Source organism: Micromonospora sp. NPDC005205 (assembly GCF_040608275.1).
Classification (GTDB): domain Bacteria; phylum Actinomycetota; class Actinomycetes; order Mycobacteriales; family Micromonosporaceae; genus Micromonospora.
The window spans coordinates 268,136-282,188 of the sequence record NZ_JBEXHV010000003.1; the positions used below are offsets into that span (position 1 = coordinate 268,136).

General features: G+C 72.1%; 13 protein-coding genes. 5 read left to right on the forward strand and 8 right to left on the reverse strand.

Going from position 1 to position 14,053, the window contains the following annotated elements:
• Positions 1 to 31: 31 nt before the first annotated feature.
• From ABZU43_RS08640 to ABZU43_RS08650, 3 genes are all read right to left on the reverse strand, one after another.
• On the reverse strand, positions 32 to 553 hold the full coding sequence (locus ABZU43_RS08640) for a GNAT family N-acetyltransferase (RefSeq protein ID WP_355005886.1): 522 nt from the start codon (positions 551 to 553) through the stop codon (positions 32 to 34).
• A complete protein-coding gene (locus ABZU43_RS08645) occupies positions 550 to 840 on the reverse strand; it encodes a DUF1778 domain-containing protein (RefSeq protein ID WP_355005887.1) in 291 nt (96 codons plus the stop codon). Before ABZU43_RS08645 ends, ABZU43_RS08640 begins: the two co-directional genes overlap by 4 nt.
• An 82-nt stretch (positions 841 to 922) precedes the next feature.
• Positions 923 to 2,893: an NAD-binding protein gene (locus ABZU43_RS08650; protein WP_355005888.1), complete on the reverse strand. Its 1,971-nt coding sequence runs from the start codon at positions 2,891 to 2,893 to the stop codon at positions 923 to 925.
• Positions 2,894 to 2,988: 95 nt separating this feature from the next.
• On the opposite strand from ABZU43_RS08650, the gene ABZU43_RS08655 reads away from it, so the two are divergent.
• The 4 genes from ABZU43_RS08655 to ABZU43_RS08670 all read left to right on the forward strand — a co-directional run bounded on the left by ABZU43_RS08655 (position 2,989) and on the right by ABZU43_RS08670 (position 6,987).
• Positions 2,989 to 3,477, forward strand: coding sequence for an MSMEG_6728 family protein (locus tag ABZU43_RS08655; protein ID WP_355005889.1), 489 nt, complete (start codon positions 2,989 to 2,991; stop codon positions 3,475 to 3,477).
• 24 nt (positions 3,478 to 3,501) lie between these two features.
• Complete coding sequence (locus tag ABZU43_RS08660; RefSeq protein ID WP_355005890.1) at positions 3,502 to 5,055, forward strand: FAD-dependent oxidoreductase; 1,554 nt, start codon at positions 3,502 to 3,504, stop codon at positions 5,053 to 5,055.
• A 67-nt stretch (positions 5,056 to 5,122) separates the two neighbouring features.
• The gene (locus tag ABZU43_RS08665) at positions 5,123 to 6,331 is read left to right on the forward strand and encodes a hypothetical protein (protein ID WP_355005891.1); all 1,209 of its coding nucleotides are present in this window, start codon (positions 5,123 to 5,125) and stop codon (positions 6,329 to 6,331) included.
• Positions 6,332 to 6,543: 212 nt separating this feature from the next.
• On the forward strand, positions 6,544 to 6,987 hold the full coding sequence (locus ABZU43_RS08670) for an HNH endonuclease (protein WP_238676588.1): 444 nt from the start codon (positions 6,544 to 6,546) through the stop codon (positions 6,985 to 6,987).
• Positions 6,988 to 7,057: 70 nt separating this feature from the next.
• Here the strand turns inward: ABZU43_RS08670 and ABZU43_RS08675 are convergent, their stop codons facing one another.
• The 4 genes from ABZU43_RS08675 to ABZU43_RS08690 form a co-directional block, all read right to left on the reverse strand.
• Complete coding sequence (locus tag ABZU43_RS08675) at positions 7,058 to 8,683, reverse strand: serine/threonine-protein kinase (protein ID WP_355005892.1); 1,626 nt, start codon at positions 8,681 to 8,683, stop codon at positions 7,058 to 7,060.
• A 78-nt stretch (positions 8,684 to 8,761) separates the two neighbouring features.
• Positions 8,762 to 9,340 carry a hypothetical protein gene (locus ABZU43_RS08680; RefSeq protein WP_355005893.1) on the reverse strand — a complete coding sequence of 193 codons (579 nt, stop codon included), beginning with the start codon at positions 9,338 to 9,340 and terminating at the stop codon, positions 8,762 to 8,764.
• 66 nt (positions 9,341 to 9,406) lie between these two features.
• Positions 9,407 to 10,174 (reverse strand): enoyl-CoA hydratase/isomerase family protein, encoded by a 768-nt coding sequence (locus ABZU43_RS08685; RefSeq protein WP_355005894.1) that lies wholly within the window; start codon positions 10,172 to 10,174, stop codon positions 9,407 to 9,409.
• Between the two features lie 140 nt (positions 10,175 to 10,314).
• Positions 10,315 to 12,702, reverse strand: a complete 2,388-nt coding sequence (locus ABZU43_RS08690; protein WP_355005895.1) for a M4 family metallopeptidase — start codon at positions 12,700 to 12,702, stop codon at positions 10,315 to 10,317.
• Between the two features lie 167 nt (positions 12,703 to 12,869).
• On the opposite strand from ABZU43_RS08690, the gene ABZU43_RS08695 reads away from it, so the two are divergent.
• Entirely contained in the window at positions 12,870 to 13,409 is a 540-nt protein-coding gene (locus tag ABZU43_RS08695; protein WP_355005896.1) for a hypothetical protein, read from the forward strand.
• Here ABZU43_RS08695 and ABZU43_RS08700 read toward each other — a convergent pair.
• Positions 13,406 to 14,050: a histidine phosphatase family protein gene (locus ABZU43_RS08700; protein ID WP_355005897.1), complete on the reverse strand. Its 645-nt coding sequence runs from the start codon at positions 14,048 to 14,050 to the stop codon at positions 13,406 to 13,408. The genes ABZU43_RS08695 and ABZU43_RS08700 overlap by 4 nt on opposite strands.
• Positions 14,051 to 14,053: the final 3 nt, after the last annotated feature.

Here is a 14,053-nt window from a genome sequence, read left to right on the forward strand (position 1 = left end):
CGCCCACTGCCGGCCGGTTCCTGCTGACCGATCAACCGCTGAGCGCGCGGCGAAGGTCCTTCATCAGCAGCAACAGGTGCATGGAGTCGGTAGGGCTGGCCTCGAACTTCGCCAGACCCTGGTAGAAGTCGCGGGCGGCTTCTGCCTCGCAGTGAATGAGCACCGCGCGTACGCCGATGACCTCGGAGGCGGCGGCTATCCGCCGCAGTGCGTCGACCACCAGGGCTCGGCCCAGCCCAACGCCCTGGGCGCTGCGGTCGACCCCGAGCCGAGTCAGGATCACCACCGGTTGTTGGTAGCGGCCCGCCCCCTGCTGCAGGCGAGGCGAGGCGTCGGCGGGGGCGACGCTGCCGGCAGCCAGGGCGTAGTAGCCTGCCACTCGCTGATCGGGGCGCTCGTTGTCCCGCACCACGTACACCCGGGACAAGCCCGCCCGGTGGGCTTGCAGGGCATGCTCGGCCAACCACACCGACTGCGCGCGGGAGCCGCAGTCGAACCCGGTCACCGCGAACTCGGCCGACAGCGGCTCGACCGCCGAGAAGCGGGAACTCACCGTGGCGCACCATCAGTCGGCGGGTCGAGCACCGTCGGACCGGTCAACAGTTCCCGCAGCCCGGCCACGTCCTGCGCCGGCCCTTGCAACGCCTCGTCGAAGACCCGCCAGGCGTCTTCGTCCAGCAGGAACGCCCGCCGGTCGGCGAGCACATCCGCCGCGGCCTCGGTCGCCGCCTTCAACACGAACGTCGAGACGCTGTCCCCGGCGGCTTGACTGGCCGCTTCCAGCAACGCCTTCTGCTGCTCATCCACCCGCAGGTGCAGCCGCTCTGCCTTCGCACTCACACCGTGAGTGTACGCACAACGTACGCCACTGCAAGTCGACTACCTGACCTGTGCGTGCCGCACCGGCCGCCCCCGGCTGGCGTCAGCTCACCTCGCCGGGCCCGTCATGCCGGCGGGTCAGCTCACGTTCGTCGGGTTGAACACCGTTGGTCGTCGAGGGCGTGTCTCCACCCGAAGGGACGGGATGTGCCGCGTTGGCCCCCGGGCCCGTCTGCCCCGGCACGGGGGGAGACGCCGCCGCCGGGGTGTGCACTCCGCCGTGGACCGACCCGGCCGGTCGGGTTACCGGCTCCGGGTAGGCCGGCGGGGCGCACTGGCGCGTCAGCCAGTCCAGCCCGCGCCGCCGGGCGACGACGGTCAGTCGGTCGCCGGCGAAGATCACCTGGCGGGGGTCGAGGTCCTTCCACCAGATGGTCCTGGCACCGCCGGCCGGGGTGCGGGCGATCAACCGGACCTGCCCGTCCCGGTTGACCGCGTCCAACGGTCGACCGTCCAGCTCGGAGCCGGGGGCGACCGGCACCTCGGCGACCGGGAGCGCGTGCCGGTCGACCGGGATGGTGCTGATCACGGCGCGTTCGGTGAGCGCCCCGATGAAGGCCGGGGCGGCCAGGTAGGAGACCGAGCGGGACACCCCGAGCGCGAAGGTCTCCTCCACCCGTTCGGCGAAGTCACCGTCGAAGAGCCGCAGCACCACGCGCAGGTCGGCGCGGAGGTCGCGGGCGGCGAGGGCCGCCTCCAGGTTGGCCACGTCGTCGGTGGACGCCACCACCAGCGCCTGACAGTCGGCCACCGAGGCGGAGGCGAGTGTCTCCGGCAACGCGGCGTCGCCGACGATCAGCGGCACCTCCAGTTGGCGGGCCAGGGCGGCGCCACGCGGCTCCGGGTCCTTGTCGATGGCCACCACCTCGACGTCGTACTCGCGTAGCTGCGCCATCACCCGGGTGCCGACGTTGCCCAGACCGATCACCACCACGTGCCCGACCCGCGCGGGTTGCAGGCGGCCGGTGTGCAGGGCCAGTCGGGCGTTGACGATGCCGTCCACGACGACGGCGGTGATCAGTGGGATCAGCGCCAAGCCGGCCAGGTTGAGCACCACCTGCATGATCTGGGCGTCCGCCGCCTTGGTGGTGTCCGGGTCGGCGCCACTGAGCGTGGTGACCAGCGTCAGGTACAGCGCCTCCAGCGGAGAGACGTCCTCGGCCCGGGAGATCAGCGCCCCCAGCACCGCGATCAGCGCGAGCACCACCATCACCGCAATGCCGATCTTTCGGGTGGCGAAGCCGCGTACCGCCCCCACCACCACCGAGATCGGACGACGCCGCCGACGCGCCCGGACCAACCGGCGGGCGGCGACCTCGGTGCCCGGCGGCTGACCGGTCGCCTCGGCCAGCACCAGGTCGGCCCCGGCCTGCTCGGCCGGCAGCAGCTCCACCCCCCGCGCCTCGCTGAGGTGCGCCAACGCGCAGACCACGTCCTGCGGTCGGACGTCGGCCCGACGCGCCACCCGCAGCGTCTTGTCCCGGTGTTGGAAGGAGCTCGGGTCGACCTCGTTGAGCGCGGCGGCCACGAAGGCCGGCGCGGCCATCTCGGCGTCGGAGAGCACCTCGACCGGGGCCTTGAGCAGCTTGCGCACGCCGTCGGCGAGGGTGCCGTTGAACATCCGCAGCACCTGGCGAACCCGCTGGTCGACGGCCTGGGCGCAGAGCGCGGCGTGCAGGTTGCCCACGTCGTCCTGGTGCAACAGGGCCAGCCCGGTCGCGCCGGCCAGACCGGCGGCCTCGAAGGTGGCCACGTCAAGCCGGTCCGAGCGGACCACCCGGACCCCGCGCAGCCCGGCCACGTCCGGCCCGTTGCTGCGGTAACGCTCCGGCACCACGACTGTCACCCGGGCCCCACCGACCGGCAGCTCGGATTCGAGCATCGCCCGGGCCACGTAGTAGGCGAGCGCGTCCTTGCCACAGATCACGTAGTGCGGGCGCGGATCACCGACGGACCGCAGTCGCCAGTTCCACTCGACCGCCCGTCGCGCCCGGTCCCGCCACGGCTCCGCCATGCCCGGATCGTAATCAGCACGGCCACCCTGGGCGACCCCGTCCGGATCATCCCCGGGCCAGGTATGTCCGCCCCGGCGACGGGTAGAGCAGCGGCATGCAGACGTTCCTCCCGTACCCGGGCTTCCTGGCCAGCGCCCGCACGCTGGACCAGAAGCGGCTCGGCAAGCAGCGGGTGGAGGCCATCCAGGTGCTGCGCGGGCTCACCCGACCCGGGTACGGCTGGCGCAACCACCCGGCCGTGAAGATGTGGGCCGGGTACGAGGAGGCGCTCGTCCGCTACGGGCTGGACATGTGCGCGGTCTGGACCGAACCGGGGCGGGCCGACACCTGCGCCACCACGATGACCGTCGACCTTGCCGACGCCTGCGGGCCCGGCGTGGTACGCACCCAGGACGAGCTGGCCCGAGCGGGTGAGCTGCCACCGTGGCTGGGCCGCGACGACCTGCACCTCAGTCACCGCTCGTCGCTGCTGCGCAAGGACCCGACGCACTACCGCCCGCTGTTCGGCGACGACGTGCCGGAGGACCTGGAGTACGTCTGGCCGGCCTCCGACCGTCCCCGCCGTTGCTTGCCAGCCGACTGAGCCGAGGTGGGGCAGACTGGGCCCATGGCGCTGTCGCAAGTGGTAGGTCGACTGATCGGCGTAAGGCAGCACCAGGTGGACCCGGGCGGCGGTGGCGCCGACCGGGTGCCGCGACCGACCACGGCGCTGGTGGTGGGTGGCGGCATCGCCGGGATGTCGGCGGCGGTGGTGTTGGCCGAGCGGGGTGTGGCGGTCACAGTGCTGGAGGCGGCACCCACCCTCGGTGGTCGGCTGGGCGCCTGGCCCGAGGCGCTCGCCGACGGCAGCCAGCAGAACGAGCACGGCTTCCACGCGTTCTTCCGGCAGTACTACAACTGGCGGTCCATCCTCCGCCGGGTCGACAGTGACCTGGGCTTTCTCAAGCCGATTCCGGGCTACCCGATTCTCAGCGAGCAGTGGCCGACCGAGGAGTTCGGCAGGTTGCCGCCCGCGCCACCGGCGAACCTGCTGGCGCTGCTGCTGCGCAGCCCCAGCCTGCGCCTGGCCGACCTGCGACTGATGGACCGGGACGCGGCGCTGCCGCTGCTCAGCTACGACCCGGTGCGCACCTACGCGGACCTGGACGACACCACAGCCGACGAGTTGCTGGCGTCGCTGCGACTGCCGGACCGGGCTCGGGCGATGCTGTTCGAGGTCTTCTCGCACTCGTTCTTCAACCATGAGGCGGAGATGTCGGCCGCCGAGATGGTCGCCCAGTTCCACTTCTATCTGCTCGGCAACCCGGAGGGGCTGGCCTTCGACTGCCCCGACGAGGACTACGCCACGGCGATCTGGGAGCCGCTGACCCGGCACGTGGAGAAGCACGGTGGCCGGGTCCTCACCGGCTGCGCCGCCACCGGGGTGCACCACGATGGCGAGGGGTGGCGGGTGACGACCACCGACGGCGGCAGCCATCCGGCGGGTCACATCGTGCTCGCCGTCGACCCGCCGGCGCTCGCCGCGCTGGTGGCGGCCTCCCCGGACCTGGCCGAGCAGGCACCCGAGCTGGCGGCACGGATGCCGGCCTTCGGCACCCCCGGCCCGCCGTACGCGGTGGCGCGGTACTGGTGTGACGGGGACGTGTCCGCCGAGCGGGCGGTGTTCAGCGGCGTGTCCCGTCAGCCCACTCTGGACTCGGTGACGCTCTACCACCGGCTGGAGAACGAGTCGCGGCGCTGGGCGCAGCAGACCGGCGGCTCCGTCGTCGAGCTGCACGCGTACGCCTGCGAGCCCGGCGTGCCGGCCGAGGAGCTGGCCGAGCGGATGCGCCGCGAGCTGGTCGCGCTCTGGCCGGAGGCCGGCGACCTGCGGGTCCGCGAGCTGCGGGCCCGGGTGGAGGCGCAGGCGCCGGCTTTCACGCCGGGCAGCCACGCATGGCGACCGGGGGTACGCACCGACGCGACCGGCCTCTACCTGGCCGGCGACGGCATCGCCACGGACTTCCCGAGCGCGTTGATGGAACGCTCGGCCGCGACCGGGATCATCGCCGCGAACCACATTCTGCGCGCCGAGGGTGGCGCGGCCGAGCCGGTGCTCTCGATCCGACCGCGTGGCCTGCTGGCCGGCCGCACGAAGCCAAATCGACAAAACATGACATAAGCCACGGTACGCTGCCGTACGCTCGAATGATCAACCGTCGATCGGCCGGGCGGGAGGGCAGCGGGAGATGTCACCACTGCACCGCGCCGGCGCGGAGAACGACTCGTCGACGGACGAGATCGGCCGCGACGACGCGTACCCGCTGATCCGCGACGAGCGCGCCTGCATCGTCACAGCGCTCCGGCTGGGCTGGTGGATGGCGGACGCCTACCACCACGGGCAGCACGCGGAGCCCAGCGCCTTCGTCGAGGCCCGCCCGGCCGTACCGCCGGCCAAACTCTCAAACCTCACCGAGATGTCCGCCCACCGTCGGATGCGGATGTACCTCGACGGGGTGGACGTCGCCCTGGCCCAGATCGCCGACCTCACCCGGCACACCGGGCCGGCACCCGACACGTCGGCCGCCCGGGCCCTGCTCCCCGACCTGGGCCAGCCCGACCCCGCCGACCCGGTGCCGCTGCTGCTCGCCCTCGACGACCTCAACGTGGAGGTGCTGCGCTGGGCGATGGCCGCCAACCACCGGGTCGGGCTCGCCTACCGACTGGGCCGGTCAGTGGCCGACACCGTCCGAGCCGGCGACGTCACGCAGTTGCTGCGGCAGTTCGGCGGCCGGCAGGTCCAGATCAGCCGGTGGCTGGACGAGTTGGCCAGCGTGCTGCCGCCGTACTCGGCCGCTGTGGTGCGCCGCTCGCTGGCCGCCTGGGCGAGCGCTGTCGACCGCGCCGGTCACGGGGATCCGACCGAGCCGACGCCCGCCACCCTCAGCCGGGCGCTGCGCGGCCAGGGCGACCTCTGGCGCGACGTGCTCACCGGCGGCCTGCACCCGCGCGACCTGCTCGACGAGGAGGACTACGCGGTGATCGCCCGGAACCTGATCATCCGAGACCGGCGACTGGTGGCGCAGGCGGCCCGAGGCATCTTCTGGCCGGTGCTCGTACCCCTGCTGCTCGTGCTCTTCGCGGTCGTCGGGGTGAGTGCCGCCGCGGCCGCCGGCTCACCGACCACCCGGGCCACAGTGGCCCTGGTGGGCCTCGGCGCCGGGCTGGCCGCGATCTGGCGGTCGGTCTCCGGGCCCGCGCTGTCCGTCGCCGGTGAGGTCAACCGGCCGCTGCTGGACAGCGAACTCACCGCACGGATGGCACTGCGGCTGAACCGGCCGCTGACCACCGCCCAGGTCTCGGCCAAAGCAGTTCCCCGCACGCGCCGCCAGCGGCGTCCCGACGGGGCCAGCCGATCGAAATACGTTGCCCGTGCCTCCCGGGTCGACCTACCGTGAGCGCGCACTGTCAACCACCACCGCGGGAGCAGCTCATGACGATGTGGCACATCAGCATCGTGCTGTCGACGCTGCCCGGTGACGGTTACCGAGCGGAAGGTCCCCGGGCGGGCCGGCCCGACTGACGCGCGTCCGTACGCGCTGAGCCGCCCCGTCCGACAGCCGGACCGGGCGGCTTCTTGCTGTCCGTCACCATCTGGAAAGGAGTCCCGGTGGATGCCGTCCTCGTCATCAACGCCGACCTCGGCCCGCTGCACCGGGTCACCGTCCAACACGCCGTCCGGATGCTCTGCCGCCGGGTGGCCGAGATCCACGAGGCCGAGCCGGACCGGGTGATCGGGGTCTTCCCGATGCCCCGGGTGGTGCGGCTGGTCCGCTTCGTCGTCACCCGGTGGAGGTTCAACTCCGGGCCGGCCTGGTCGCGGGCCGGTGTGCTGCGCCGCGACGACAGGTGCTGCGCGTACTGCGGCGGCCCGGCCTCCACCATCGACCACATCCTGCCCCGCTCGCGCGGCGGCCGGAACACCTGGCGGAACACCACCGCCGCCTGTTACGCCTGCAACCAGCGCAAGGGGGACCGGACGCCGGCGGAGGCGGGCATGCCGCTTCGCCGGGAGCCGGTGAACCCGGGCTGGGCGGCGCTGACCGGGCGGTGACGGACCGGCCGGCGGGAACGGGGGGCCGCGTCCCGGGTACGACCCGGGCGCGGCACCCGCCGGCCCCCGATCAGGCGGCGCGTTCCTTGACCTTCGCCCTCAACTGGCCGTTGGGGCACTGAACCCGGATCTCGCTGCGGTGCTCCGGGGAGGTCAGCTCGACCACGATCTGCTTTGCCGGCCCCGGGTCGTACCCCTCGGCCCGGAAACCGGGTGCGAGCACCACGGTGAGCACCTCGACCGACTTTCCCACGCAGCGGGCGGTGACCGTTCCGCCGAGCGCGTCGACCGGTACGCCGACGCCAGGTGTCGGGGTCGGCGCGGCCGAGGTCGGGGGCGGTCCCGCGGTGGTGGCCGTCGGGCCCGGGACCGCTGTCACGCCCGGACCGGCCGGAGAGTTGGTCCGGACGGCGGGCGAGCTTCTCCTGGTCGTCGGTACGACGACCGGTCCGGCATCGGCCACGTCGGTCGGGTCCTCGGTGCGGGGCATCCCCACCGTGGTGGTGCCGGGGCCGCTGCTGGTCGGCGTGGCGCTCTGTCCCTGTCGATTGCTGAAGTCACCGAGCGACCCGGCGAGCGCCACGGCGGCGATCACAGCCCCGCCGACCGTCAGAATGGCTCGCCCTCGACGCCACGGCCCGCGCCTCATCCGCACCGCCGAATCACCAGTCGTTCCGGCACCCTCCGCCCTGGCTCTGGTCGGCCCGGTCCCGGTCTGCTCGGTGCCGGCCAGCTCGGGGCTGGTCTGCTCGGCGCTGGTCTGCTCGGTGCCGGTCTGCTCGGTGCCGGCCAGCTCGGTGCCGGTCTGCTCGGTGCCGGTAGGGCTGGTCTGCCTGGTTACGTCGGCCGCCGGTTGGGCGGGGACGGCAGCCGCCTCGGGGGCGGCCCCGCTGGCGGCGGCGAGCAGGATGCGGGCCGCGTCGGTGGCCGGCGGCCGATCGGCGGGGTCGGCGGCCAGGCACCAGCGGTAGAGCCGGTGCACCTCGGGCGGCACGCCGTCGATCGCGGGCAGCGGGTCCGGTTCGACGGGCGTGTGCGCGCGGACCATCCGGGTCTGCGCCTCGGCGGGCCACGGCAACCGGCCGGTGAGCACCCGGTACAGCAGCAGGCCGAGGGCGTACACGTCGCTGGCCGGCCGCACCTCGCCAGCCTGCAACCGCTCCGGCGCCAGGTACGCCGGCGTGCCCATCAGCCGCCCCTCGAAGTCGATCTCCGGCGCGCCGACGGCAGCCGCGATGCCGAAGTCGAGCACCTTCGCACCGGTCGGCGTGAGCATCACGTTGGCCGGCTTGATGTCGCGGTGCACCAACCCCTGGTCGTGCGCTGCGGCGAGCGCCGAAGCCACCTCGGCGCACACCCTCAGACCGGCGCGCGGGGGCAGCGGCCCGACCACCAACCGGCGCTCCACTGTGTGACCGCCGAGCAACTCCATCACCACGAACGGAACCTCGGCGCCGTCCACCACCGACTCGCCGTAGTCGTAGACGCTGGTGACGTGCGGATGCGACAGCCGAGCCGCGGCCTTGGCCTCGCCCCGGATCCGCTGCCGGGCGTCGGTGTCCGAGGCGACCAGCACCTTCACCGCAACGTCCCGTTCGAGCACCTCGTCGTACGCCCGATGCACCGCCGACATGCCGCCACTGCCGAGGCGCTCGAGGAGCCGGTAGCGGCCCGCAAGCAACTGATCACGCTGCACGACGGACAGCCTGCCGTACCGACCTGAGTCGTGGATACCCGGGATCGAGGTGTTGCGATGGGTGGGAGCGGGTTGCGGCTACCGTCCGCGCAGATCCGGGTGGGCGCGCAGGAACGCCTCGCCCCGACGGGCGTTGCGGACGACCGACACGATCAGCACCACCCAGAGCACCAGCAGCAACCCACCGATCATCGCGTGGAACGGCGCGAACCCCACGAAGACCTGACCGACGCTCGTCATCAGCAAACCGGCGCACAGCACCGCGAAGTACCGTTGATTGACGAACTGTCTGGCGGTTTCCACGAGCAGACCCGGGTCTTCATCGGCCTCCGGTGCGTCGCGTCGAACCTGCCGATCCAGCCGACGACGGCGCGACCAACCGAGCCCGATCAGGGGCGAGTGTCGTGCCGATCGGTAACGGCCGGTGCGTACGACCCAGACGGCTGCGGCCACCTCGACGATGACTCCGAGGATCACCAGGACGAGTCCCAGGTTGCTGGCCCAGCCCGGCGGGTCACCGTCGAAGATGCCGGTGTTCCGGCCACCCATCGCGACACCGACCGCGAGCGCGCCGACAACTGCGGGCAGCAGCACGAAAGCAAGAATCAGACGAAGTCGCCGGCCGCTCCGGTCCGGGTTCGTCGCCGTCTCGTCCATAGTGGTCCCCCGATCGCCGCGGGGAGGGGATCTACCCATCGACGACGGCGGCCGAACCCTGCCGACTCAGGCGTCGGTCGGGGGCCGCCAGGCGAAGCGGGGCGTACGCCGCTCGGTCACCGCCGCGACCCCTTCCCGGGCCTCGCCGGTCGTCGTCACCTTCCGGTGCCACCAGGCGATCCGCGCGGGCTCGGCGCGACCGTCGATGATCTCCTTGGCGGCGGCGATGCTCAGCGGGGACCGCATGGCGATCGTCGTCGTCAGTTCGTCCACCCGCGCGGCGAGCCGGTCGACCGGTAGCAGTTCGTCGACCAGGCCGATCCGCAGGGCGCGCTCAGCGTCGACCAGTTCGGCGGTGAACAGCAGGTGCTTGGCGGCGGACGGGCCGACGAGCCGGGCCAGCCGGCGCGTCGTCGGCGCCGGATAGACAAGCCCGAGCCGGGCCGGCGGTACGCCGAAACGGGCGTCGTCGGCGGCGATCCGCAGGTCGCAGGCGACTGCGAGCTGGGCCCCACCGCCGACGCAGGCACCCCGGATGGCCGCGATCGTCGGCTTGCCGAACCGGGCCAGCCGTTCCTCGGCGGCCACCGCGATGCTGGCGTCACCGGCGTCCAGCAACTCGGCCAGGTCACCGAGGTCCGCGCCCGCGCAGAAGGCGTCACCGGCACCGGTGAGCACCAACGACCGTACGGCCGGGTCGGACTCCAGCCGGTCGAGCAGTTCGGGGAGCTGACGCCACATGGCCGCGGTCATGGCGTTCCGCCGGGCCGGGTTGCTGATGACTACGGTGGCGACCGGCCCGGTCACCTCGACTGTCAACTCCGCGTCCGACACATCGGCCCCTTCCCGGCGTCACCTGTGCGGCGCCGCCGATCTGCCCGCCAGCGTCGTCGCCCCGCTGCCGCGACCATAACGACGCGGGCCCGACGACCACCGTGAGGGGTAGCCGTCGGGCCCGCGCGTGAGCCGTCAGGTCAGGAGACGTTGATCGCGGTGTCGTCGACCACGAACGACGTCTGGAGCGAGGAGTCCTCGACGCCCGTGAACTTCAGGCTGACAGTCTGACCGGCGTACGACGCCAGCGAGAAGGACTTCTGGCTGTAGCCGGTGGCCTTGTTCAGGTTCGAGTAGGTCGCCAGGGTGGCCAGAACCGTTCCGCTCGAGTTGAGCACCTGCACGTTGAGCTTGTCGTAGGCGACGCTGCTGGTGGTCTCGGCGGAGTCGATGTGCAACCAGAAGCTGAGGGCGTACGACGCGCAGCCGGCCGGCAGGCTCACCGACTGGGCGAGCGTCTCGGTGCGGGTGCTGCCGTACCCGTTCAGCCATGCCTTGTACGACCCGGTGCGAGCTGCCTGGCTGCTGGAGTTGGTGATGACGCCGGAGCTTGCCGTCCAGCCGGTCGCGCCGGATTCGAAGCCCGGGTTGGCCAGCTTCTGCCCCGGCGCGGTGCAGCCACCACCGGTGCCGTTCACGGTCAACGTGTAGGTGGCGCTGCGGGTGACAGCTCCCGCGCCGTTGACGGTGACCGAGTAGGTGCCGGCCGGGGTGCTCGCCGAGGTGCTGATGGTGAGGGTGGACGAGCCGCCCGAGGTCACCGAGGCGGGGCTGAACGCGGCGCTCGCCCCGCTGGGCAGGCCGGACGCGGAGAACGTCACCGTCTGCGCCGAGCCACTGGTGGTGGCGGTCGACACGGTGGTGGCGGCGGAGCTGCCCGGGTTGACCGAACCGGCGGTCGGCGAGAGCGACACCGAGAAGTCGTTGCCGGTCGAGCAGGCGGAGTCGCTGCCGGCCACGTTCACCGCGGTCCAGGCTGCCTGCACGGCCTTGTACTCGGTGGAGCAGCTGCCGTACAGGTCGGTGGCCGCCCGCAGGCTGTAGGCGCGGGCGGTGTTCGCCGGGTTGCTGGTGCTGACGTACGACGTGTTGGAGGTGAAGTAGACGTCAAGCGCCCGGTACCAGATTTTCTCGGCCTTGGCCCGGCCGATGCCGGTCACCGCGGGGGCGGAACCGCAGACCGGGGAGGTGCCGTACGAGGTGGCGCCGGTGCCCTCGGCCAGGTTGAAGAAGAAGTGGTTGGCCACGCCGGAGGAGTAATGCACGTCCTTGTTCTTGGTGCTGGTGGACCAGCAACTGTCGGACGAGCCGTCCAGCGACGGGTTGTACATGTAGCGCAGCGGCGTGCCGTTGTTGTTGATGTTGATCTTCTCACCGACCTGGTAGTCGCCCGGGTCGCTCGGCGCGGCGGCGTAGAACTCCACCATGTTGCCGAAGATGTCGCTGGTGGCCTCGTTGAGGCCGCCGGATTCGCCGGAGTAGACCAGGCCGGCCAGCGCCTCGGTGACACCGTGGCTCATCTCGTGCCCAGCCACGTCCAGCGAGACCAGGGGGCGGGAGTTGCCCGAGCCGTCACCGTAGGTCATCTGGGCGCCGTCCCAGAAGGCGTTGACGTAGTTGTTGCCGTAGTGCACCCGGCTCGGCACGCCGCTGCCGTTGCCGAAGATGCCGTTACGGCCGTGCGTGTTCTTGAAGTAGTCGAACGTCTTGGCGGCGCCGAAGTGCGCGTCCACCGCGGCGGACTGCCGACTGGAGGTGGCTCCGGTGCCCCAGGCGTTGTCGGCGTCGGTGAAGGTGGTGCAGCTCGACGTGCCGTTGTTCATGTCACAGGTGCGGCCGTTGCCACGCAACGGGTCGATCATCTGGTACGTGCTGCCGGAGAGCGTCGTGTCGATGCTGACCGTGCCGGTGTAGATGCCCTGGCCGCTGCCGGTCACCGACTCGATCTCGTCGTACGACCCGACGGTCGCGCCGGTGGTGGCGTCGGTGATCACGTGCAGCCGGGACGGGGTCTGCCCGTCGGGCTGCCACCCGCTGACCACGGTCTCCCAGGCCAGTCGACCCTGCCCGGAACTGGCGTCCACGAACAGTTCCGGCGTGCCCACCGCCTCGGCCTTACCGGCGAACCGGGCGCTGGCGGCCTTCTTCGCGGCCGCCGCGGTGGTCCTGGCCGAGGTGGCGAGGGTCAGCGGCGCGGCCAACCCGACCGAACTGCCGGCGTACGTGCCGTTCGGCGCGGTGTGGATGACGAAGTCACCGCCGTACACCCGCAGGCCCTGGTAGGTCCTGGTGTAGCGGGTGTGGGCCGCGCCGCTGGGGTCGACCTTGGTGCTGCGCACCTGGTAGGCCTCGGCGCTCGAACCCTGGACGGCGCCGGGGTTCGCTCGTAGGACGGTTGCCGCTCGGGCCGCGGCGGAGGCGTCCGGCGCGGGAGAGGTGGGCGGGGCCGCGTGCGCCGGGGTGATGACGCAGGTCAGCAGGCCGCTGGTGAGCAGCACTGCGCTGACGGCGGCAAGAGCTCTTTTCACGTGCGCTCCTGAGAGGAGAAGGATGTGACGGAGGTAGTCACGCATGTACATATAACTATGTGTTGAAGAAAAGAGAAGGTCTAAACCGATGTCAGACATCTACATTGACCGTTCGGATGAGTGGCTTGACGAGGGAACCAGTACCTTCCCCAGCACGTCCGACGGACATGAGACCCGCCTCGACAGCCGGCGTCACGTTCGCCCTACTGGGCGCGCTCCTGACCGGCTGCACCAGCGCTGACCGGGCCGGGAGCATCCCTGACCAGCCGCCGAACAGCCCCGGCACGAACCTGTCCGCTCCGACCACCGGCGCTCCGCCCCCGACCGCCGCCCCCACGGCAAGCGCCGGGGCCAGCGCTGCGGCCCCCCGAGTGACGTTGCGAATCTCCGGCGGCTTCGCCGGGCGCGGTGACTCCATCGCGGTCGAGCCGGACGGTAGGTGGACCGTGACGGACCGGGCCGGCAGCCGGCGCAACGGCCGGCTCTCACCTGCCGATCAGGCCACCCTCGCGGGCCTGACCGCCGACCCCCGGCTCGCCAGCGAGGCGCAGCGACCCACCACCGCGACCAACTGCGCGGACGTGATGAACTACCGCCTCACCGTGGCCAGCAACGACACCGCGTACGTCGACTGCCCGACCGACGAGCCGCCACCGCCTGCCACCCAGGCGGTGGTCAAGCTGCTCCTGCGGACCACCGCGGCCTAAATCAGATAGTCCGGGGGCAGGCCGGTGCCCCGCAGCTCCGGCGGTAGGTGGGCCACGTCGTTGACGGCGATCAGATTCGGCGGGCCGGCCGCGCTGTACCGGATGACGGTCAGCCCCGCGTTGTGCGCGTTCAAGCCCAGCCAGCGCCACTCCGGCGCGTCGAGGGCGTGCCGCACCAGCCAGGCGATCAGGAAACTGTGCGTGACGACCAGCTCGCGGACCGGTTCGCCGCCGGCGGGACCCTCGGCGACCGGGCCGGCGAACCGTCGCACCGCGTCCGCCGTCACTCGCGGCCCGCCGGCCCGCTCGGCCGCCGAGAACTGCGTCAGGAACTCGGCGTACGCGGGCGGCAGCCCAGCCGGGTCCGTGTCGTGTGGGAGGTGGTCGCCGGCCAGCTCCGTCTCGTACACCGGAACGTCGGGCAGCGACTTGGCGACCAGCTCGGCGGTCTGCGCGGCCCGGCGCAGCGGCCCGTGGTGGACGGCGGCGAACCGCCGGGCCCCCAGGCGTTCGCCCAGCAGGGTGGCCTGCCGCCGGCCGCGCTCCGACAGGCCGGTATCCGGTTCGCCGGCGTCCGGCCCACTCGGCTCGGAGAGATCCTGCTCGGCGTGTCGGGTCAGGTACAGCAGTCGGGTCACCATGAT